Origin of the sequence: Mesorhizobium sp. L103C131B0, assembly GCF_000502275.1 — a bacterium.
Taxonomy (GTDB): Bacteria; Pseudomonadota; Alphaproteobacteria; order Rhizobiales; family Rhizobiaceae; genus Mesorhizobium.
This window is the reverse complement of the sequence record NZ_AYXC01000001.1, coordinates 407,788-427,414: the sequence shown is the minus strand read 5'-3', so window position 1 is coordinate 427,414 and position 19,627 is coordinate 407,788. Positions and strand designations below refer to the sequence as shown.

The following is a 19,627-nucleotide window of genomic DNA, read 5'->3' as shown; positions in this document are numbered from 1 at the left end:
AAAGATCGCTATCTATCTAAGGAAGTGGCGGTCCGCTGCGTGGCCGTCTTTTCGCGAAGAGATAGTCGCCGAAGCTGCGGGTAACTTCGGGAACTAACCCTACCTCGAAAAGCATCTTGAGAAATGGCCGGAGCTCCGCAAGGATGGATGCAAGGGCGCTTTGAGCATCATCATGGCGGTTCGTCCTTATCGCCAGCAAGATCTGATCGCTGAACTATTTAATGCGTGGGCGCGGTGAGCAAGAACGACATTGCCGGCGAACAAGCAGAACGAGGCATGCAAGGTGATCGCTGCCTGTGCTACCTATTCTGACCCGCAGCCAACTATGTGGACGTCTACGACTTGCCCCGTCAACCCAACGAGGCCCACCCAGTGGGTTTGCGCGGAGCCCTCTACGCTGCACCTGGTACTTGTGGTATAGGAATGACACTTTCTTTTTCACGGAGATTCCGATGAGACAGATCGAAAGCCGCCTCAGTCCGCCAATGCGGCAGGCTATTCCGATAATTCGACGCGTTTTCAAGCAATATGCGCCGAGGCGCGTCGAGCTTGAATTCACTGCGGGACAAGAGTGGTATAATCACTCTCGTTGGTCCCTGCATCATTCCGGTAACGCAGTTGATATCAGGACGAAAAAACTGTCAGATCTTGGGGTCGGCATGTTTTCAACTCTCATGGGATACTTTTTGCAGAAGGAACTTGACTCTAACTTTGGAAGCGCAAAGTATTTAGTTCTGGTGAACGACCTTGGACCTATGTTTCCACATATTCATGTTCAGTATAATCCCGGAGCGAGGATGAGCACTCCCGGAGATGACGACGGAAAGCGACGGAGACAACGACGTCCAATAGTGTGAAGGTGCCGAACGCTAACAAGCGTCCCATCACAAACGTCTTTTCGGCTCGATGACGCGCCAATATTTCGCGGTCGGATCGGCAGAGCATCCTTAGCCACGCCTTCTCGATTCTTAATGAGAACCTCCCGGTCGATTTTATCTCGGGCTGTAATAGCGCACCGCCGTGGCCATCATGCCGCGTCGATTATCCGAGCGATAGCTTCGGCGCCGTTTTGCCACCCATCCGATCGTAACCGGGCGCATGCGCTGACAACACGCTCGCGCCATGCCTTATCGAAGATCAGATTGAGTTTGCTCCGCAACTGCGAGGCGTCGGGCTCGACCGCGAGGCTTGCTCCGCAACCGTTTTCCTCAGCCCATCTGCTACGAACCGACTGCCGGTCCATATCCGGAGCATCATTGGGAACAAAGATGCTCGGAACCGTGCCAAGGATATGTTCGTGGAAGATGTTATAACCGCAACGCGTCACGGCTGCGTCCCAAGCGGCGCTGTAGCGGAAGGCGGCGTCGACGCGGATTATCCGATGACGGTCACTAGACGTTACGGTGCCGATGGTCTTCTGCATCGGCTCCAACTCGACCACACAAGTGTTTGGCCTGCCCAGCAGATCTTGCAGAACGCGCTCGCGCATGCTGACGTAGGTATCGATTCTGGTCGACACTAGATCGACCATGATGAGCGTCCGGTCACGAGGCAAGGCAAGCGCATCGCGGGCCTGTTCTCGCGAGAGTCTCTCATTAGGGTTGATCACTAATACGGGCGGCACCCGCTCAACGGAGGCCCGGTCGCTCACGGTCGGTCCCTCATCGAGCGCTTCGGCCAGATCGCCCGGCTCGATGATGGTGCTGAAATGAATGCCGGCGCCAATATAGGAGCGATGTATCTCAGGCCACATTGCACGCCGAATCCATAAGGATTTCAATGGCTTTCGTGCGCGCAATACATCGATAACCCCGTCGAAGACGAAGTTGACGTCATAGACAAGGGTGTCGGCACCACTCATGTTCAAAGCAAGCTCGATCTCGCGCGCCAGATTTGCGTGCCATTCCGGCTCCGGCTCACCGGTGGCGTCATGATGCGGGACAAACTGGAACGGAAAGCCGTTTGCAGCAATCATCCGTGCCGCATAGGACATAGTCAGGAAGAAGGCGCTACGCTGAGAGAGGCGGGAGGCGATGGCCAACTGGCGGCTAATATGGCCGCGGCCAACGCCGTTCGCAGAGACAAAGAGTGCAGCGGGTCGACGATCACGTGACGGAAGCTGCGGCCGTTCTGAAATGCCGCCAACCGGGGCAACAGTCCTTGGAGCTCTCACTCCGCTCTTCTCTATGAAGAAGACCGCATTGTTGTTGTAGCCGCGCCATTGGTTTTCCGGCACTGCTATTTCGCGTAGTCGTTCTGGCGGAATCATCAAACTGGCATCATACGCTTCCGGCACTTTCACGACTGCCGCAATCGTTGAACTCAGGTCCTCGGTTCCGAAAACGCGGTAGTGATCGGTCTGGCCGAAGTTCTTCAGACGGTCGCTCTCACTGTCGGAGAACGATTCTCTGAAGCCGCCGCTCATAAACGGGACAGTGAAGGCGTGCACACCCCCCGGCGCCACCAGCAGGTCGAGTTGCCGCAATATCGTCTTGTAATCACATGCAATGTGCTCCAACACATGATTATGTATCACGATGTCGAACGATTGCTCCGAAAACTCAGCAAGTCCGTCGCATAGATCAACTCGCGCTACGGAAAGGCCGGGATATTTGGCCGGATCAATATCGCAGGCGAAGTAGCCATCGCCAAAGCGCGCGCACAGAGCGCGCGCCAGCCCAAGCTCTGGCGCGATATGGAGAACACGGCGGGCTCCGTTCAGATACGACCGGGATCGGAGCAACTCATAGAGGAGCCGGTGGCGTTCAAGGGAATGGCAACCGTCGCATTGGGCTCTCGGTCGCACGAAAATGCTCGCCGGGTTCGGTGCCATGTCGACAAATCGGGAGCATCCGCAAATGTTGCAAGTCGGTACACGCCCGCCCCTCCAGCTTCCAGCATCGGGTCGCGGTGACATCGACACTCAATCCTCTTTCGTAATATCCCAGTCGGTGCGAACCAGCCTGGCGTGGTCTTCGATATAACGTGCGATGTCCTCGGAGCCATTCGTCCATTCGATCGCTGTGCAGCGGTCAATGATGTTTGCTTGCTCGGCGGGATCGAGCAGGCGGTCGACAAGCGCCTTGCTGTGAGCCAAGTCGAAATTCCGTCTCAAAACCAACCCTCGTCCAGTCAGTTCGGCCCAACGGGCGCGAGCGAGTTGGCGGTCCATCTCCTCCGCTTCGTTCGGCACGAACAGTGTTGGTATTGCTCCCAGCACTTGCTCATGAAACGCGTTGTAGCCCGCAGCACTCACGGCTGCGTCGAAAGCCAAACTGTATCGAAAGCTTGGAAACAGCGACAGGCGTTTCAACCGTGGATGGTCAGGCACGCCCCGAGGATCGACAATGTCTAGTGGAGAGCGGATGTCGAGCACCATGGTGTCTGTCCGCCGGAGCAGTGCGTCGACGACGGTCCTATGCACACTGGACATGTCGTAATTGGCACCAGAGCCAAGTTGGATGGCAACCACCTTTAGGCCGTCGGCCAGATCGAGCGCTTTTCGGGCCACCTCGCGCGGCAGGCGTTCCGAAGGCGCGACGTGCAGAACCGGCGGAACTAGGAACACTTCTCCACGACACGCTGCGGTCGGGCCGGTGTCAAAGTCCTCGGCTAGTTCACCGGGCTCGATAACGGCATCGAATTTCGATTCCAGCTCAAGAAACGGCCGATGGACTTCCCGCCACATCGGGCGCCTGACCCAGATCGAAAACATATTTCGATGAGTGGCTACGGCGCGCACCACTCCGTCGAACACCGCGGTCGCGTCGTAAGCGAATATGGCAGGCTTTAAATGAGAGATTAGGTCGAATAGCTCTTCCGAAAGAACGCGGTTCCAGTCACCGACGTCGGCACCGATATGCCGATGGTATGTGAAGAAGTGTGCAGGATAACCTTCCTCAATCACCGCCCTTATGGAATAGGACATTGTCGCGAAGTGCGCCTGCAGGCTAGGTGGTAAGTGGCGCGCTATAGCGAGTTGCTGTGCCAGATGCCCGATGCCAATGCCATTTGAGGACATAAACAGCACATTGCGATCAGGCAAGGGTTGCAACGACGAGGATACCGAGCACGCAGCAGCAACGCTAGGCGTCACCCCAAACGACCGCAGTCGCTCGACGTAGCGCTCGGCCATGTGGCGCATTTCTACATGCGCGCGAGCACGGGCTCCCTGCTCTGCATAGGCGACAGGATCGTCGACGAAACGCTTGATCACGCGTTCCACTTGTGCCGGCGCGGAGTAAACCGCCGCACCGGCGAATAGGTCTTCGAAATGGGGAGGCAGTATAACAACAAGACCGATCGCCATTGCTTCCACAACGGTGCGCCCGAATGCCTCTGACCAGTCGTCACTATGGTAGTAGACATAAAAATCGAGTGAGCGAAGGAAATCTGAGGTGCCATCCCACGAAAATGGCAAGAGCTCCCAATTCGAAGGTAGGTCGCCATATAGCTTCTGCAAATAGTCGCCCGCGCCCAATACCCGGACACGGTACTTCGACCCGTCCGGCGGATAGGCCAACATTGCGGTCTCCCGTGTGTTGGGCCATTTGAGCGCATCGGGGCGCGAATGCCGACCGATTACGACCGGCGTCGAAACGTTCCGATGGGGCCGTTGTTGCCAGTCGTCCAGGTCGAGAAGATTCTCCCAATCGGCTTCGGTTACGGTGGCATGCGGCGGCAGAGTTCGTGGCAGGCTGTCTCGGACGACAGAACTGACGGGCGCCAAGCGGATTTCCGAGCCAAATGCATCGAAGCAATTCCTAACAACTCGGGTCAGATCATACTGGACGGCACGTTTCCGGTCATATGAGGGATGGTGCAATACCATCACGACTCGGTCCGAACGGATTCGGATGGGGCGCGTCGGTCTATTCTCCATAATCGTAGGGTGATGAATAACAACAAGAGATGCTGAAATCATCGTGTCAGGGTCGAGCCTCTCGGCAAGCCCGCTATCGAGGATGGCGCGGATATGCGGGTGAACAGGAAAGGGAAGTCCCAGAAGAGGGCCCTTTACCATCAGCAGCCCAATCCGAAGGCCAACGCGCGCAGCAGATTTCATTTCAAGCGCCATTGCCGTCGAGGTTCCTCCCTCGAACCGAACGTCGGCAACGAAAACGATGTCGAAGTTTGTCACGGCCCCCGCACTTGCTCTCGATCCGCGGAAGATACCGCCGCGGCCAAAAATCCGTCGATGTTCTGTCCGTAGGCGATGATGTGGACAGGTCGCCATTTGGCTACCAACAGCGCCCAACGTTCGGTGAGGTAGGCCGGCCAAGGCATGACCGCAGCATGGAGGCGCTGCTCCAGCAGCGGCGGAAAATATTCGAAGATGGCCCCATTGCTTCGAAAGATGCCGAACTCCGACGAGTCGGTAAGAAAGACTAGGCGGTGCTTGGGTTCGAACTTGTGCGAGGTAATCTGGATAATCTCTTCGAGAAGGTCCAATTTCACTCCAAGAACCGTCACCATTACGACTGGTTTGGCAGCTACGCTCCGGTAGATGTGCATATCGTCTTCGTCGGAAGGAATCTGCTTATCGTTGCGCCGCTTAGCGAACGGTATCAGAGATCGAAGCCTCATATTTCACCTGCCTCTCTACGCGTTTCAGTGAAAAGGCCGATTCATGGACTTTCATTCAGCCGGCGTTCCTCGGCAAGGTCAATGGCCACAAATCAATACCGGGCGGTGGCATTCTGTCTCCAATGCTGCCTTGGGTGGTCGGAGCCGAGACCGCTACACACAAACGTTGCGCTGACCCTGTCATCTCGGTCTCGAATCGCAGGCACGTAAATCCCGAATTGTCACCTTCCCCCGGCGGCGATGCCACCGGATCGACAATCCAGGCAACGTCGCCGCTATCGACGATCTCTGCAGCAAGAGTTTGCCCTCCGATGGTGAGCATTGCCGCTTTTTGCCGCCAAAAAATTTCTGCTTGGGTGAAAGCGCGCCAGTTGATCCGGATGGGTTCCAGCGTGTCGTGCTTGCGCGCGATCTCATCAAGTATCCAGACGTATTCGCCGTCGATCGCAATGCCGCGACGGTGACGCACTGGGGAACTTTCGTCTTCAATCTCAAAGGCGGCCGCAACGAAGTCCACCTGATCTGAGGTCCCCAAACATCGCGCATGCGCCGCCAGCGACTGAGATCTACCATTGAACGTGATCGTGCTGTGGCCAGCCGTCCCAAGTCGAAAATAACTGAACCGGGCGTCAAGGTCGAAATAGCCGGGAAGCGCGTAGTCGTCACGTCCAAGTTCGCTTATGAAACGGATTTTGCCGACCTCAAAGACGAACGACCCCAAATCAAGATGTGCGTGGTTGATATCGTTGCGCCCGCCTTTGAACCCGATATAGGCATCAGAGGTTCCGATGAACTTCCGCAAGATACAGATTCCCGCCCCTTTGAACGCGGTGACCGGTTTCTGAACGAATAAACTCGACTCCTGTTCTTCGGAGAGCCACAAGAGGTCGAACGGATGAAGATTGCCAGGCGAAGTCCGTTGCCATAGAGCCGCTTCCGGCTCGCCGCTATGATTGGCAAGCCAACCAAGGATCGGCGAACGGCCGGGATGCGGGACCGTATCGCCGAAATCGAAGCATGCACCTGAGGGGGCAGTGGTTTCCCGGTTGAAGAGCCAACTCGCAGCAAGGCCCGCAGGGTCGGGCACTATAAAGCCCCTTTCGCTAAGCGCGGCCAGTGCCACGACGGCGTATCGTGCCGAATGCTCCCAGTAACCCGGGCCTTCGGCATAACCACCATCGAACTCAAAAGAGGACAGGCCATGGGCGAGTGCAGCTGTCGCGCGCGCAATGACTTCCCCCGCTAGTTCTGCATGACGCGCACCAACTGCCAATGCTGCAACGATAAGGCCGCTACAGCAAACGACATTCCAATTGTGTGCCGCCGTCGTCCAGTGCGCTGCGGCGCGCAACTGGTCGAGGCCCGGCCGCAAAGCTCTCTCGGCGAGAGAGTCTTCTAAAAACACGCGCTCCGTATGTGACGTCGCCGGACCGAACCATTCCAAGCCAAGGGCAAATCCGCATGCCATTTCGGCAACGTCGAGAAAATGGGACGGATTCCAGCTATCGAATGCTGTAGCGTTCTCGAGTTCGGAAACGCCTCGACGGCGATAGCGATTGTTTCCCGTCAATATCGACGCCATTCCCAAGACGGCGACCCGATCGTACAACCTACGCGCCGTCGGCAGAATTACGTTCCGCCCCGGCTCGCGTTCCAACAGAAGGGGCGGCAAGTCCATCAGGTAGTCGGCATCCGAAAGGACACTGTCCGCAACCCTCCGCGCGAAGGGGTCCGAACCAACTGATCTTCTAATCCTTGCAACACCATGTCGTGTGACAAAAAGCGGCGCATTCATTTTGCCTCAATTCGAAGCAAACAACCTCAGTGGTTCGAAGGTCGAATAATTGTGTTCCCTATCGACGGGTTTGGCAGGCGACATCTCGCGGAAGATCAGTCAAAGGTTAGTAGTGGGACGATTGGCGCGGGCTGGCGCTTCTTACCGCATTTGCCTTGGGTATCTTCGCGCACCTAGCGCCTTGAACGCCGGGGTCGCAGAGTTCGGGCTTTCCGCCGCTGGTCTCACACCCGCTCAGGAGCGCTGCTGAGGAGATTGCAAACGCCAATGACGAAATTTTTGCTAGCAAAAACTTGGTCATGGGCTGCTATGTTCCCCAACAACACCTTCAGTAGGGCATAGGGTAGCTGAAAGGGCAGTGCGAGCACAAGCCTCTTCCAACCAATATTCGCGAAACTACGCGTCAAAAATGTTTCGCCAGCAATTCCGGCTCTGTCAGGCCCGCTTTTTTTGTCGCCAATCGCCAGTAAATTCATTTAATGGGCTTCGCCGTGAAACGGCTGGCAAGCAGCTTAGCCTGCTTCAGCTGTTTCTTAGAAACTTTTGCTTCCAGCTCAGACAGGGCTTCACCAGCCGAATCGGCACCACCCTTCTTTGCAAGATAAAGCCATTTCAAAGCGACGACGGCATCGGATTTTCCTCCGATCCCGTCACGGTACAATTTTGCGACTTCGACTTGCGCGTAGGCGTTTCCTTGCGTAGCCGACCGTTCGATCCATTCCCTTCCCAATAATGGGTCGGCTTTTACGCCGATGCCGGAAATGTAAAGTTCACCGAGACGTTGCTCTGCCCAAATATGCCCCATTTCGGCTGCGCCTTGCAAAAGGATCGCCGCTTGTCGCTCATCTTTCGGCACGAGGTCGCCATTGAGGTAATAGCCGGCCAGCTTTTCCATGGAAGGAGCAAATCCCTGGCTTGCCGAGCGCCATAGCCATTGAACAGCTTTGCTCTTGTTAACCGGCACACCAAGCCCGCCCTCGTAAATCAGCGCGAGATTGAGCTCCGCAAAGACATTGTGCTTTTCGGCGCCGAGCGCATACCAGTACCGGGCCTCCTTCAAGTCCTTCTCGACGCCGCGACCGTCACGGTAAACGTCACCCAACGAACGGTACGCAATTGGGAAGCCGGCTTCGGCGCCGGCTTGATACAGCGCGCGGGCCTCCTCGTGACGTCCGGCCGCATCGATGGCTCGCGCATAATTGGTCAGAATCCTCAAGCTGTCGGGGTATTGTTCAAGCGCGTGCTGGCAGACTGGAACCGCCTTGGCAGGCTCGATCTGGCCAAAAAAGACCCCTACCGCTGGATCGGCGGCCTCTTGGACGTGCCCGGCCAACCGATCGCAATCAGTGACCTCCGGGTAAAGCGGGTTTTCAACGAACTCCTGAAAATTCGGTGTCTGCACTGTGGTAATGGGCGTCATGTTTGCTAGGTCGGCGGTCGACGTATCTTCTATGCGCAGACGGGCGAGTTTGGCGAAGAATCCATCCGGATGCGCTACGAGATAGTCTTTGTATGCAGCTGAACTTCCGACTTTATTCGCCTTGTTCCAGTCTGAGAGATCCGCCACTGAGGAGAGCCCTCGCTTTTCATTTCCGCTCTTCGGCGTTTCGGACTTGGGAGGCTCTTCGATAGCACGGACATGTGCGGCAGCGAGGTCGGAAAACAAACCATCCGGGTATTTGGAAATGTAACCCTTGTACGCCTTGAGCGTGTCGGCCGTCGAAGCATCCCGCCAAGCGGTTGCATCTGCCTCGGACATTCGCACCACTTCGGGCTCGTCGCCCATGGCGCTAACGAAGAAAAAATCGGTGATCAACGAAGTGTTGTCCCAAGGCACCTGCAATCCGTCTGTCTTATCGACTACGGTTTCGCGAACACGCTTAAATACCTGTTCAATCGGCAGACCAGGCTTCGAGATGTAGGACGCGAGTGCCTTGCTAAAAGGACTGTCAGCGTCCGCACCATCCATTGCAGCCGCACCCGGAGCTGTCGCGAATGCGATAAACGTACCGACAGCACCTGGCATTTTCGCGAGACCGTCATCGAAATCCGCCTTCGAGTTCTTGGCGCCACCTTTCAGTGGATTGTCACGGCACGCATCCAGAATAAGGATGGCTACATGCGGCTTGGCCTCCATCAGTTCGTCAGTGATTGCTTTCAGGCTGACACCTTCGAAAGGCAGATCCCCAGGTTGCCTGACTTCGGTGTCGATCGGCAGAAGGAAATTCTCATCGTGGTATTGGATGCCGTGCCCGGCATAGTAAAAGACCACGACGGTGTCTGAATCGATTTTCCCCACGAAACTTTTAATCGCCTCGAGGAAGTCACGGCGTTTGGCATTTACTGCGGTTATCGTGGTGAAGCCGACCAACTCCAACGAAGATGCGATCAGCCGAGCGTCATTGGTCGGATTGGGAAGCTTCGTTACGTTCGAATAGTCTGAGTTTCCGATAACAAGTGCGAGCCGAGTTTCGGCCGCCGCCGGCTTTACGGTGTCCCACAACGCCAGTGGGACAAAAAGGCAGGCGCTAAGTACCAGGCGGCGATTGACCATTAGCCGACCCCTAGAAGCCAACTCGAACAACAATCATCATGAGCATACGGCGACATTGGCCTGGATCACAAGTCGGAACACCTCAAAAGAAGGGCGGTCGACAAAGTAACTGCGGGAATTTAGCCACTATGGCCGCTCGCGCTTGCCTTCTTCAAATTCGCGGGCTGCAACTTGGGCTCATTCCTGCATAATCCGGCATTGTTCGCGCTTGCGAGACGTAGGAATGGAAAATCTTTGCGTTTCCGATCGATTTTGATTAGGTTTTAGGAACAAGCCATATTGGATTGTCCGTGGCCGCGTCACCCATTGACAGCTTTTGCCTGCTCCCCTGGATCCACGCGCACGTAAGCGCGCAGGGCCGTAGAAAGCTTTGCTGCATCGATGTCTCTTTGGAAAAGTATCCCGAAGGCGGCCCCTCGGCTTCACTGGAGGATTATTGGAATTCGGAAGAAGTCAAAGGCGTTCGTCGACAAATGCTGAGCGGCACATTGCCGAAGCGGTGCGGCCATTGCTCGAATACGGGCAATCGGACTCTTTCTTACAAGGACGAAGTGTTAAGCCGCTGGCCCGAGATGATCGACAAAGCGATAGCATCGACCGCCGACGATGGTTCCACAACCCTGCAACCTGTAACATTCGACTATCGAACGTCGACCTGCAATTTGCGCTGTCGGACTTGCGGTCCGCATTCCTCATCCTCAGCGGAGGTCGAGGCGCGCCGTAACATCGGCCTTCAAGAACTCGGCGAGCACGTTCACAATTGGGACCCCGCGTATGTCGATCTCAGGGCTGCCGCCTTGGGCAGAGCTCGTGAAGAACTGATAACGGCGGCCAAACAGCGCCGTGTACGACATCTGTATTGGGCTGGCGGAGAGCCCCTGATGGATTCCACCCATTGGGATGTCATGAGCGAACTCGCATCGTCCGGCGAAGCCGCAAATGTCGATGTGGCGTATAACACCAATCTCACAGTGTTTTCGTATCGGGGCCAAAGCGTCGAAAATTTGTGGCCCTGCTTCAATAGTGTGTATGTGCAAGCATCTATCGACGGCGTGGGGCAGGCTGGCGAGTATATAAGGACCGGCTTCAAGACTGACATATTCACCCGAAATTTGGATATTCTCCTTGATATGACGCGTAGGCATGCGTGCATACGTGCGGCGCTCGATTTGACTTTAACATCAGTCGGCCTGCTTCATCTGGGTGATTTGTTGCAATTCGCTCTCAAGCGCAAAATACACGTAACAGCCAAGTTGATGGTGCCGCGCGACATCAACCGCTATATGGCGGTCGAATTCCTTCCGCAACAAGTCAGGGCGGATTGGTGCAGAAGATGGATGATTTGGATCGACGCTCACGATCGGGACAGTCTCTTCGACACGGTGTACTCGACACTCGAACTTGCCTTGAAGAGGGAGAAGCTTGGAGCCGCCGCACCCCCCAAACGTAGCGCTTACGACGCCAAGGTCATCGGAGAATTTGAAAGCGCCCGCCACGATCAGGGGCAGTTCCAAAATCTTCTGTCAGTCGACCGACGGCTCGCCAACTATACCGGAGATTGACAACAGTTTATCGCCCGTGTTGTTGGCTCCAAATGGGAAAGGGAGTTCACTTCTCCACAGTTCGAGCAGGGCGACAGTCTATCACGCATCGCTGGTTCGTAGATGCCCGTTAGCGTTCCCTCCAGACACGAGGTAAATTGTACTGCCGAACACGGATCGACTTTGTTTCCCTTACTGCCGTTGGCGGCATCACCCCATGTTTCCTGTCACGAGCGCTATCGCCCTATCCGGCCTTCGCAGACATAGAACGAGTAGCCAAACAACTCGCCAGGATCGATCCGCGGCGAGTGAGGGTTAAGCGGTTCTTCGAGCATGATTTCAAAATGCAGATGCGGAGGTTCGCCTAAGGCATTACCTCCGGTGCCCGTGTATCCAATCACTTGGCCTTTGTATACTGAGTTCAAGTTCAACATCTTGCTGAGATGAGCGTAAACGGCATAAAGCTTGCGATAGGTCTGCAGCCCTCCACACGTTCTGCTCCACGGATCGAACTTGGGATTATCGAATTCTAGGACAATGGCCTCTCCGTACCCCTTAACGTTATGAAATCTGTGTATTATTCGTCCGTCTGCTATCGCGTAGACCGCCGAGCCAGGTCGGGCAGACAAATCCCATCCTCTATGCCATTTTGCCTTGTTTTTTTTGTCCTTTCTGACCAACCCAAATGAGTTGCCTAAGGCTTCACGGGGTCCGTCGTCTCGAATCTTGTTCACGTCGAGCGGCAGTTTCATGTTAAGTGCTCCGATGGCGTTGCTGCAGCATATCAACTTTCCCACGCCATGATAACCTTGCCCTCGTATAGGAGCACGGCCAAGCCCAACGCTTACATTGTTCGAGCACCAGTCTTCGACCTCGTTACGGCCGAACGCTGGAGGTCTCCCCCGATCCCTGTCACCCGTCCGCCCATTTAAGATCTCCTTGTTTTTATCGAAATCGAGTCACAGCCTGAGCTCGACCTCTATGGTGTACTAGCAGGCACCACCAAGTTTCGACGCCACGCATGGTGCTGTAGAGGTACCTTTGGATGGTGCGGCCGTGCGAATTGTCGGGCGGACGGGCATGTTCTAGCACCAGAATTCGGTCCACTATGTACGCTGATTTGTACGTAACAAGTGACAGCCCTTGGTTTGCGTCGGTAAGCTAGGCCGCAATGGCGGAGGCTCGCTCCGCCCGCCCATCCGTCCAAAGAAGCGCCGAGCGCCCTTGTGACTCGAGATTGAGCGCCGGGTTTCGTAAACTGTCGGTTGGTGCTGGTTGCCGGGTCAGTTGGGGGCAGGTTGGACCCTCCGATGGTACAATCATTGGACAGCGTGTCACGAACAAGGCATGAAATGTCTGTTTTTGTTAAAGTTTTTATTCTGGGACGCTGTCTGATTTGCGCCTTGTAGGGGCGTATCGCTGGGCTTCGGACAAAAGTCACCAATCGGCGAGGGGTCGTCGAAGGGGATCGGTTCGCCGTCTGCCGCGCCCGGCCACTCTTGCGGCTCTTCGGGTTCAGGCATCTGGCCACGAGCGCCTCGGCGCTCGGCCCGGCGGTGGGCGGCCTCGTCAGGCGCGTCGGGGGTGTATCGGGCGCTAGGGAAGCGGCTGGTGCGGGCTGGCGGGCTCGGCAGCCGCCTCTGCGGGGGTAGGCAGTAGGTCCTTTAGCATCTCTTCCAGCGCCAGCGCGGCCTCTCTCTGGGGGCTGCGCTTCGATCGCGTGTGCTATGGCGGCGGCGGCCTGTTAAACCGTCCGTCTCTTCCCGTCGCGGTCGAGCGCTTCCCGAAGCTTTACGTGTTGAAGGCGCCAGCGCCGTAGCGTCCGATCCGGGCAGCCCAGCGTGGATTTAAGTAACGCATTCGAACTAGCCGATGATCCGGCATCAATTTCATGCCGGATCAGAACATGCCTCCCGGCGAAACGCACTGAATAAAGACCGATGACCACGTCGTGGGTATGCCCAAGTCAATACCCGCGGCCAGTCGCTTGAAGGCACAACTTGAGTAGCTGAAGGGCGAAGGTACCAGGAGACAGCCAGCGGTGCTCGCGACGACCGCAAGGAGCTGAGACGGATGCTGAGAAATCTCCAGCGCGACGACCTAGTGATGGTGACGCGCACCTCGCCCGCTCAATTTTCCCTATGTTCCGCCTCGTCAGCCAGATTGTGAACGCTGGCGCCCACTTCCGGGACTTAGCACAACCGTTGACACATACCTCGACTAACGCTGGCCGTCTCAGACTTTGCCGAGATTGAACGCGGCCTGTCTGGCTGCACAAAAACGTATGGCATTGCTTACCCGGCAGCCTCAAGGCCAAACCACCCATCAGTCGCCTCGATCTAACCCTGGACAACCTATTGAGGCCCCGCAGCTAGCGCGCCAGCGATATTTGCTATCGCGTTGGGCTGCCCGTCACGCCTCGCGCGCTGATCGAGCACTTGCTCTCAGTCGGTCCGCACGTATCTTAAGATTGAGAAAAGCCTTCGGAACCCGTGTGCAACTGTTGCTCGGAACTTGACGAAATAATTCATCTTGGATTTCAGGGTTCAGCCATTGCTCCACATCATCCATAGCCGTCTCAACAGCATCAGACAGATTTTGAGGCGCACCCTGCTCCCTCAGGAACTCAAGCACGGATGTTAGCTCGCCCACAGTAATCATCACACCTTTGGTCTCACCAATTTCTGTGGCTGGGAAGCGTTCGAATGGCTTAGTTGTGCTGACCAGCTGTCGGATAAATTTAGCTATATCTATTTCCACTAGGTTGTTCCTTTTGCCGTAGCCGCATCTTCTTTCGCCACCTTTCAGGAGCAGGTTGGCAGGCGACTAGCGCCGTTCTTGATGCAAGATAATGTTACAACGGATACCGTTGAGTAGCAAGCGAGGCGAGGTTAAAATTCCTATTGATTTGCGATAAGTCGTTGTTGAGGAGGGGCGATCCACTGAAACGAAGGCTCCCGCGCTAGCTCCGGATCTTAAATCTCAGCGCCGATCTAAGATTGCTTCTTCTGCCGCCGAGGCCGCCTCAATAGCTTGCTCGGCTAGCTCAGGCCGACCCCTTCAAGAGCTGCTGAGGATCCAGAAGGGTTGCAAGCACGGCAGAGTTTCGAACCCCGTCCTTCTTCAGGCCAGCCCTTACCCGGGCGTTCGATCCCCTTCGTGCGGCTGTGTTCCAGGTGGGGACACAGGACCTACGAAGCTGACCCAGTCGCTCGGCGCTTGGCAATGCTGAAGTTGGACTGACGCTGAGCCTTGATCCCCGTATCGCTTCGTGCACTGGGCAGGCACCGTCGAGTTTTGAAAAGCTATAGGAGGAACCTACTAGGCATCCTTGAAGGGCACCGGTGCCGCTGCCAGAGCGACGAACAATTAACGGACGCCGCGGCAAGACGGATACAGCCGCCCCGCTTCGGGTGCTCAGGCCCGACGTCGATGCCTTTATTGTACGAGGATTGGACAGATTTTTTCTACGTATAGATTTATGTCTGTTTTTATTGATTTTTTAACTCCAAACCCGCCCTGGTTTGCGCCTTAGGACGGCGTAGGTGTGTATTTCGGGCGCAAGGTCACCAGTCGGCGCGGGGGTCGTCCAGCTCGACGGGCTCGCCACCCTCCCACGCCTCATCTTGCCACGCATCGACCGGTTGGCCCCTAGCGGCGCGTCGCTCAGCAGAGCGTCTGGCGGCCTCGTCATGTGCGTCGGCGGGGTCGGGAGGCTCTCGGGTGCCGGGGCTTTCCTGGTTGAGCAGCAAATCCAGCGTGGCACGGGCAGCTGTTGCGTCTACTGCGGTCGGCCGGGGTGGCAGGCGTAGCCATTTATGGTTTCTAGCGTGTCTGATCCCGTAAAGGCGTTCAGCTTCAGCCGCCCGGTTGGCGGCGCGTTCGGCGCGCCCGGCTAGTCGGGCCTCCTTTAGGGGTTGTCGTTGTGTTGTAACATTACCTCGCATCCAACGGTGCAAAGTCATCCGGCTGACACCTAGCTCAGCCGCCACCCCACCAAGGGAATGCCCCTGCGCTACGAGCTCCCGCAACGTCTCGGCCATCTCAGGTCTGAAGAGGCTCGGGCGGGGCATAGGTTCAACCTCAATGTTTGCGAAGCTGTAACTCGGCTTCCCGCAGCGACTTCAGCAAACGCTGTAGCGATGCGTCGTCCAGCTTCGGCTCGGGAGTGGCTTTGGCTCAGCCGAGGCGGCACGCAGCCGCTGTTCCGCGTCGTCGAGGAAGGCTTTAATCTCGTCGTCGGCCATGTCACGCGACCGTCGATGGTGCTGGATCGAAAGGAGAGCATGACGCGCATGACGGTCTCTCAATAATGCACCGTCTAACAGACGATTTATGACGTGCATAACGTCTTATCTGGCTATCGACGTTCGCGCGTCCTCTACATTCAGCAGGGGCGTCATCCACGTCATGTAATCTCCCTAGACGGTGCATTACCGCAGCACCGTCATGCGCGACATGCCCGGTTGATTTCATTGCATTTTTCCCCGAGGGATTGCTTTCGCGCGTTTTACCGCTGCTAGTTTCTTTGCTTCTTCCAGTTTCTCGGCTACGTCGTCGGTTGCGCGGGGCGTTCGCCTCAGTTTTACCCCCCTGTAGCCGCGCCCTGCATTCGTTCTCTCCGCGACGATGACCTTCTGCGCTAGTAGCTTCTCGGTGAAATCCGTCCGGTTGCCGACATGCTCCCTGCCTTGCCGCGCGTACGCATCATAATCGCCGAAGAGGTCGGCGCTGGACGTCCAATCGTTGGGGTCGAGTTCGCACCGATCAGCCATCCAGCGGCCGAATGTGTCCTCTTCTGCAAGGTACGCTTCCGACGCTGCCACGACGGCCTGTGGGGGTTTGAGCCCCTCTTCCTGCCAGTCGAGGCAGCCTTCTATCAGCCAGTCGAGTATGGCCGGCCATTCGGCTTTTAGTTTTTCCTTGAGGTCCGGGTCGCGCTCGGTCTTCGGGATGGTGACCGTGAAGGGCACCAGATGCAGACGGCGCCTGATAGCTTCGTCGACCGTCTTGAGCGACGGCTTGTGATTACCGGCGATGATCAGCTTGAACTGCGGAGCGAACTCGAAGAAGTCCTGCCGCATGAAGCGCGCGCTGATGAGGTCGCCGCCGGTCAGCTGCTTGAGCTTGGTCTCATCCCATTGCCGGCCTTCCTCTGTCTCGGCGGTCGTCACCAGTCGTGCGCCTCGCAGCCCCGCAACGTCGGTCGGGTGCTTCTCGTGTCTCGACGCGGCAAAAGTCTCGAACGGCGCGGTGGTGTGGTAATCGCCCAAGATGCCGGCCGCCACGGACAGGAAGACCGACTTGCCGTTGTTGCCGGTACCGTGGAAAAAGGCCAGGGCGTGCTCGATGGTGACGCCGGTCAGAGCGTAGCCGCTAAAGCGCTTCAGGAAGTTCTGCAGTCCGACGTCGTCGTGTGTGGTGCGCGCCAGGAAAGCCCGAAAGATCGGGAAGTCCATATCGTTACTTGGCGCGACCGCCGTGATCTTCGTCATGTAGTCGTCGGCTCGGTGCTTGCGCATCGCGCCGGTGCGCAGGTTGACCACTCCGCCCGGCGTGTTGAGCAGCCAGGGATCGGCGTCCCACTGGTCGGACGTCGCGGCAAGTCGCCGGTCGGACTGCGCCAAGCGCTCTACAGCAGCGACCGTCTTGGCGCTCGCCAGCACCTTGCCTAGCTGGGCGTCATCGCAGCTGGCGGCGGCCCGCCGGCACGTCTCACGTGCCCGATCGAACGCCTCGCGGGTCTTCTCGGCCTTCCAGCAGCGACCGTCGAACAGCATCCACTTGCCCCACGCCGCTACATATCGGTATCTGTCGCGGTGTTCGGCGGCGAAGCTAAGCGCCAACGCCTCGTCGGAGAACGCAGGAGGCCGCGTGTCTTCGTCCGACGCAAGCAGGTCGCCTTCGCCGCCGAGACCGACGCCGGCGCCGACTTCAGCGGCGCGCCGCTCGGCCTTAGCGCTGATCACGGCCTTGTCTAGAGCGCCGACTGGGATACCGATTTTCTTGGCGGCCGATACACGGGCCAAGTCGTACTCAAGACGCGGCAGCAGCGAGAGCTCTTCGACCACCGGACGGAGGTCGGCGGCGGTGCGTTGTTTGTCGCTGGTCATTTGCGTGAACCTGTTTTAGCGGCAGCTCGCCGCAGTGCTTCATTGAGGATGTCGATTGTGGTCGGCCTCTGCGCCGCCCGTAGCGCGTAGAACAAGGCCGAGACGTCGGGCCGCATGCGCCAGTCGGGCTTTGACCTGTCTGCCCAGTAGAACACCGTGCCGGCACCCGATCGGGCGTCTCCTGCGAATGTGTCCCACTTGGTCTGGCAGTCGCCGCCTCCATAGGTGTCGGACTTCATCGACCAAGCGTCCCAGAGCTCGAGTCCTTCTGCGCTGCCGTCTGTGGCGTGGTAGAGCGCCGCGCCTACGGCAATCCAGCGATCATAGGTCTCGGGGTAGATGGACATGGCCGACATGGCGGCGGCCAGCAGCGGCAAGGGCGCGTGCGGGTCGGCCACCGGCCGGCGGGCCAGAGAACGCAGCTCACGGGCCTTCGTTGTCCAGCCAGCGGCCGCGCACGTGACGTTGAAGTAGTCGACCAGCGCGAAAGCCTGCTTCTGGGTGATGAGCGACAGCGCCGACTTAGGCGTGTCTAACAATTCCTGGTCCGGCCAATAGTAGGGTTTGCCCGTGCCGGGGTGGATCCCATACGCGACGAACTGTTGACCATCGGCTAGCACCTCTAGTTTGTGCTCGTTGCCGTCCGGCGAGACGAACGTGTCGGACTTTACCTTCCGGAACGGCTCGTCGGTCCTGAAGACGAACAGCTCGCGCGGCGGCCGCCCGATCCGGGCGAGCGTTGGCCCGATATTGGCCGCGCACCAGTCGGCGACCTGCTCTATCAGCCACGGCGACGGCGTGTCAGCATCAACTGCCGGCGAGCGCTTGGTTTTCGCGCCCACGCCGTAGACTTCGAAAGGTCTTTTATGGGCGCGGGGGTGTCGCGGGGCGGCGAGAATGGCGCCGTAATCTATATTCTGCCATCCGAGCCGGTCTGGGCGTTTGGTGCCCGGTTTGATCGGCACAATGTCGTAGCCCAGTTCGATAAGGCGCGGCCCGTGCGTATGGAAATAGCCGCTACTCATGCGCGCGATCTCAGTCATCGGAACGCTCCCGTAACCCAATCCGCATTTGCAGGGTCAGGTACACCCATCGAACCGGCTTTTGCTGTTTGCGCTTGGCCGCGTAGTACGCCCGCTGCTGCTCCCGCCGCCGTTCTCTGTTGGCTTCGCGGTAAACACGATCATGATGCTTCCGCTGTTCAGGGTCAGCTGCTCTATAGCCGCGTTTCTGTTCCAGACCGCGCGTACGCCGACACGCCTCAGAGCACAGGATTACTTTCGAGTGCATGCCTGCAATGCTGGTGCCGCAGACGGCGCATAATCGTTTGGTCGAGGCCCCAGTCATCGGAGCACCAGTCGAGCGAGGAGGAAGCCGAATGCGATCGCCGATATCAAAGCGGACACGGGGTCGAATGCGGGCCTTGTTGAGCGTCTCTTGATCATGGGGGCGTTTCCCTTGGTAGGGTCGCCGCGAGTTGACAGAGTGAGGAATTGGGACTAAATTCCTAGCGCTGACTGCCAAGAAATCCCGATCCCCGCCGTTGCGTCAACCTTCGCAGCGGCGGTTTTCGTTAGGCTCTACCGCTGCGCGCAGCTTCGCGCTGTTTAATCCAGGCATTCTCAGCCTCGGCAGTGATACGCACCTGCTTCCCGATCGAGTATTCGCGAGGGCCGTTACCAGCATTTCGCAAATTGTAGTAGCTGCTTCTTGATATACCCTGGCGACGGCAAAATCCTTCAATGGAAGCGTCGCGTGTAGCGTAAAGTACCTCGGTGTCCATGGCTGTTTGCATCCTATGTTTGACCTTGGTTGGACAAAGTTCGTTGTTGGTGCATCCAGATATGGCAGGGCTAGGAATTTATGCCCATGGTGCTTGCCAAGCACCATGGGTGCTTTGGCAAGCGTGCCGGCAGGGTACCACCCATTAAAATCAAGCGCTTAGCGCGCTCCGGGTCCGCGCTGTCGGTGTTCTGATCACGAAACCGTGATCTATCCTGCGAAAAAAGTTTCGGCACGCACGAAAAACGCCCGTAGC

Annotated in this window: 12 protein-coding genes, 1 pseudogene and 1 riboswitch; of the genes and pseudogenes, 2 read left to right on the top strand and 11 right to left on the bottom strand. The window is 57.4% G+C overall.

Annotated elements, in window-relative coordinates; translation table 11 throughout:
* Positions 1-1,027: 1,027 nt before the first annotated feature.
* From X730_RS1000000165130 to X730_RS1000000165125, 6 genes are all read right to left on the bottom strand, one after another.
* The gene (locus tag X730_RS1000000165130) at positions 1,028-2,833 is read right to left on the bottom strand and encodes a class I SAM-dependent methyltransferase (RefSeq protein ID WP_023825432.1); all 1,806 of its coding nucleotides are present in this window, start codon (positions 2,831-2,833) and stop codon (positions 1,028-1,030) included.
* Positions 2,834-2,923: 90 nt separating this feature from the next.
* Complete coding sequence (locus X730_RS0133000; RefSeq protein WP_031196509.1) at positions 2,924-5,140, bottom strand: glycosyltransferase; 2,217 nt, start codon at positions 5,138-5,140, stop codon at positions 2,924-2,926.
* Positions 5,137-5,451, bottom strand: a complete 315-nt coding sequence (locus X730_RS162155; RefSeq protein ID WP_155922382.1) for a hypothetical protein — start codon at positions 5,449-5,451, stop codon at positions 5,137-5,139. Before X730_RS162155 ends, X730_RS0133000 begins: the two co-directional genes overlap by 4 nt.
* 190 nt (positions 5,452-5,641) lie before the next feature.
* Entirely contained in the window at positions 5,642-7,264 is a 1,623-nt protein-coding gene (locus X730_RS162160; protein ID WP_023825428.1) for a heparinase II/III family protein, read from the bottom strand.
* 341 nt (positions 7,265-7,605) lie between these two features.
* The gene (locus X730_RS162165) at positions 7,606-7,857 is read right to left on the bottom strand and encodes a hypothetical protein (RefSeq protein ID WP_023825427.1); all 252 of its coding nucleotides are present in this window, start codon (positions 7,855-7,857) and stop codon (positions 7,606-7,608) included.
* Positions 7,854-9,935 carry a caspase family protein gene (locus X730_RS1000000165125; RefSeq protein ID WP_023825426.1) on the bottom strand — a complete coding sequence of 694 codons (2,082 nt, stop codon included), beginning with the start codon at positions 9,933-9,935 and terminating at the stop codon, positions 7,854-7,856. The genes X730_RS162165 and X730_RS1000000165125 overlap by 4 nt, the downstream gene beginning before the upstream one ends.
* Before the next feature lie 290 nt (positions 9,936-10,225).
* Between X730_RS1000000165125 and X730_RS1000000167325 the strand changes: the two genes are divergently transcribed.
* On the top strand, positions 10,226-11,497 hold the full coding sequence (locus X730_RS1000000167325; RefSeq protein WP_196814783.1) for a twitch domain-containing radical SAM protein: 1,272 nt from the start codon (positions 10,226-10,228) through the stop codon (positions 11,495-11,497).
* Positions 11,498-11,712: 215 nt separating this feature from the next.
* Here X730_RS1000000167325 and X730_RS1000000165695 read toward each other — a convergent pair whose 3' ends face one another.
* A complete protein-coding gene (locus tag X730_RS1000000165695) occupies positions 11,713-12,228 on the bottom strand; it encodes a M23 family metallopeptidase (RefSeq protein ID WP_081731490.1) in 516 nt (171 codons plus the stop codon).
* Between the two features lie 1,509 nt (positions 12,229-13,737).
* On the opposite strand from X730_RS1000000165695, the pseudogene X730_RS1000000168450 reads away from it, so the two are divergent.
* A pseudogene (locus X730_RS1000000168450) lies at positions 13,738-13,851 on the top strand (IS481 family transposase); the annotation flags it as partial.
* Positions 13,852-13,888: 37 nt separating this feature from the next.
* On the opposite strand, the gene X730_RS1000000167320 reads toward X730_RS1000000168450, so the two are convergent.
* From X730_RS1000000167320 to X730_RS162185, 4 genes are all read right to left on the bottom strand, one after another.
* The gene (locus X730_RS1000000167320) at positions 13,889-14,236 is read right to left on the bottom strand and encodes a hypothetical protein (RefSeq protein ID WP_155922380.1); all 348 of its coding nucleotides are present in this window, start codon (positions 14,234-14,236) and stop codon (positions 13,889-13,891) included.
* Positions 14,236-14,326: riboswitch (SAM-I-IV-variant riboswitch) on the bottom strand. Its footprint overlaps the gene before it by 1 nt.
* A gap of 1,274 nt (positions 14,327-15,600) precedes the next feature.
* Positions 15,601-15,723: a hypothetical protein gene (locus X730_RS1000000169045; RefSeq protein ID WP_280814926.1), complete on the bottom strand. Its 123-nt coding sequence runs from the start codon at positions 15,721-15,723 to the stop codon at positions 15,601-15,603.
* A gap of 225 nt (positions 15,724-15,948) precedes the next feature.
* Positions 15,949-17,589, bottom strand: a complete 1,641-nt coding sequence (locus X730_RS0132990) for a phage/plasmid primase, P4 family (protein WP_023825421.1) — start codon at positions 17,587-17,589, stop codon at positions 15,949-15,951.
* Entirely contained in the window at positions 17,586-18,632 is a 1,047-nt protein-coding gene (locus X730_RS162185) for a PriCT-2 domain-containing protein (protein WP_023825420.1), read from the bottom strand. The genes X730_RS0132990 and X730_RS162185 overlap by 4 nt, the downstream gene beginning before the upstream one ends.
* Positions 18,633-19,627: the final 995 nt, after the last annotated feature.

What these genes read in the sequence shown, in the direction of transcription:
- X730_RS1000000165130 (WP_023825432.1), bottom strand. Translation starts at nt 2,833, where the DNA reads ATGGCACCGAACCCGGCGAGCATTTTCGTGCGACCGAGAGCCCAATGC.
- X730_RS162160 (WP_023825428.1), bottom strand. Translation starts at nt 7,264, where the DNA reads ATGGACTTGCCGCCCCTTCTGTTGGAACGCGAGCCGGGGCGGAACGTA.
- X730_RS162165 (WP_023825427.1), bottom strand. Translation starts at nt 7,857, where the DNA reads ATGAATTTACTGGCGATTGGCGACAAAAAAAGCGGGCCTGACAGAGCC.
- X730_RS1000000165125 (WP_023825426.1), bottom strand. Translation starts at nt 9,935, where the DNA reads ATGGTCAATCGCCGCCTGGTACTTAGCGCCTGCCTTTTTGTCCCACTG.
- X730_RS1000000165695 (WP_081731490.1), bottom strand. Translation starts at nt 12,228, where the DNA reads ATGAAACTGCCGCTCGACGTGAACAAGATTCGAGACGACGGACCCCGT.
- X730_RS1000000169045 (WP_280814926.1), bottom strand. Translation starts at nt 15,723, where the DNA reads ATGGCCGACGACGAGATTAAAGCCTTCCTCGACGACGCGGAACAGCGG.
- X730_RS0132990 (WP_023825421.1), bottom strand. Translation starts at nt 17,589, where the DNA reads ATGACCAGCGACAAACAACGCACCGCCGCCGACCTCCGTCCGGTGGTC.
- X730_RS162185 (WP_023825420.1), bottom strand. Translation starts at nt 18,632, where the DNA reads ATGACTGAGATCGCGCGCATGAGTAGCGGCTATTTCCATACGCACGGG.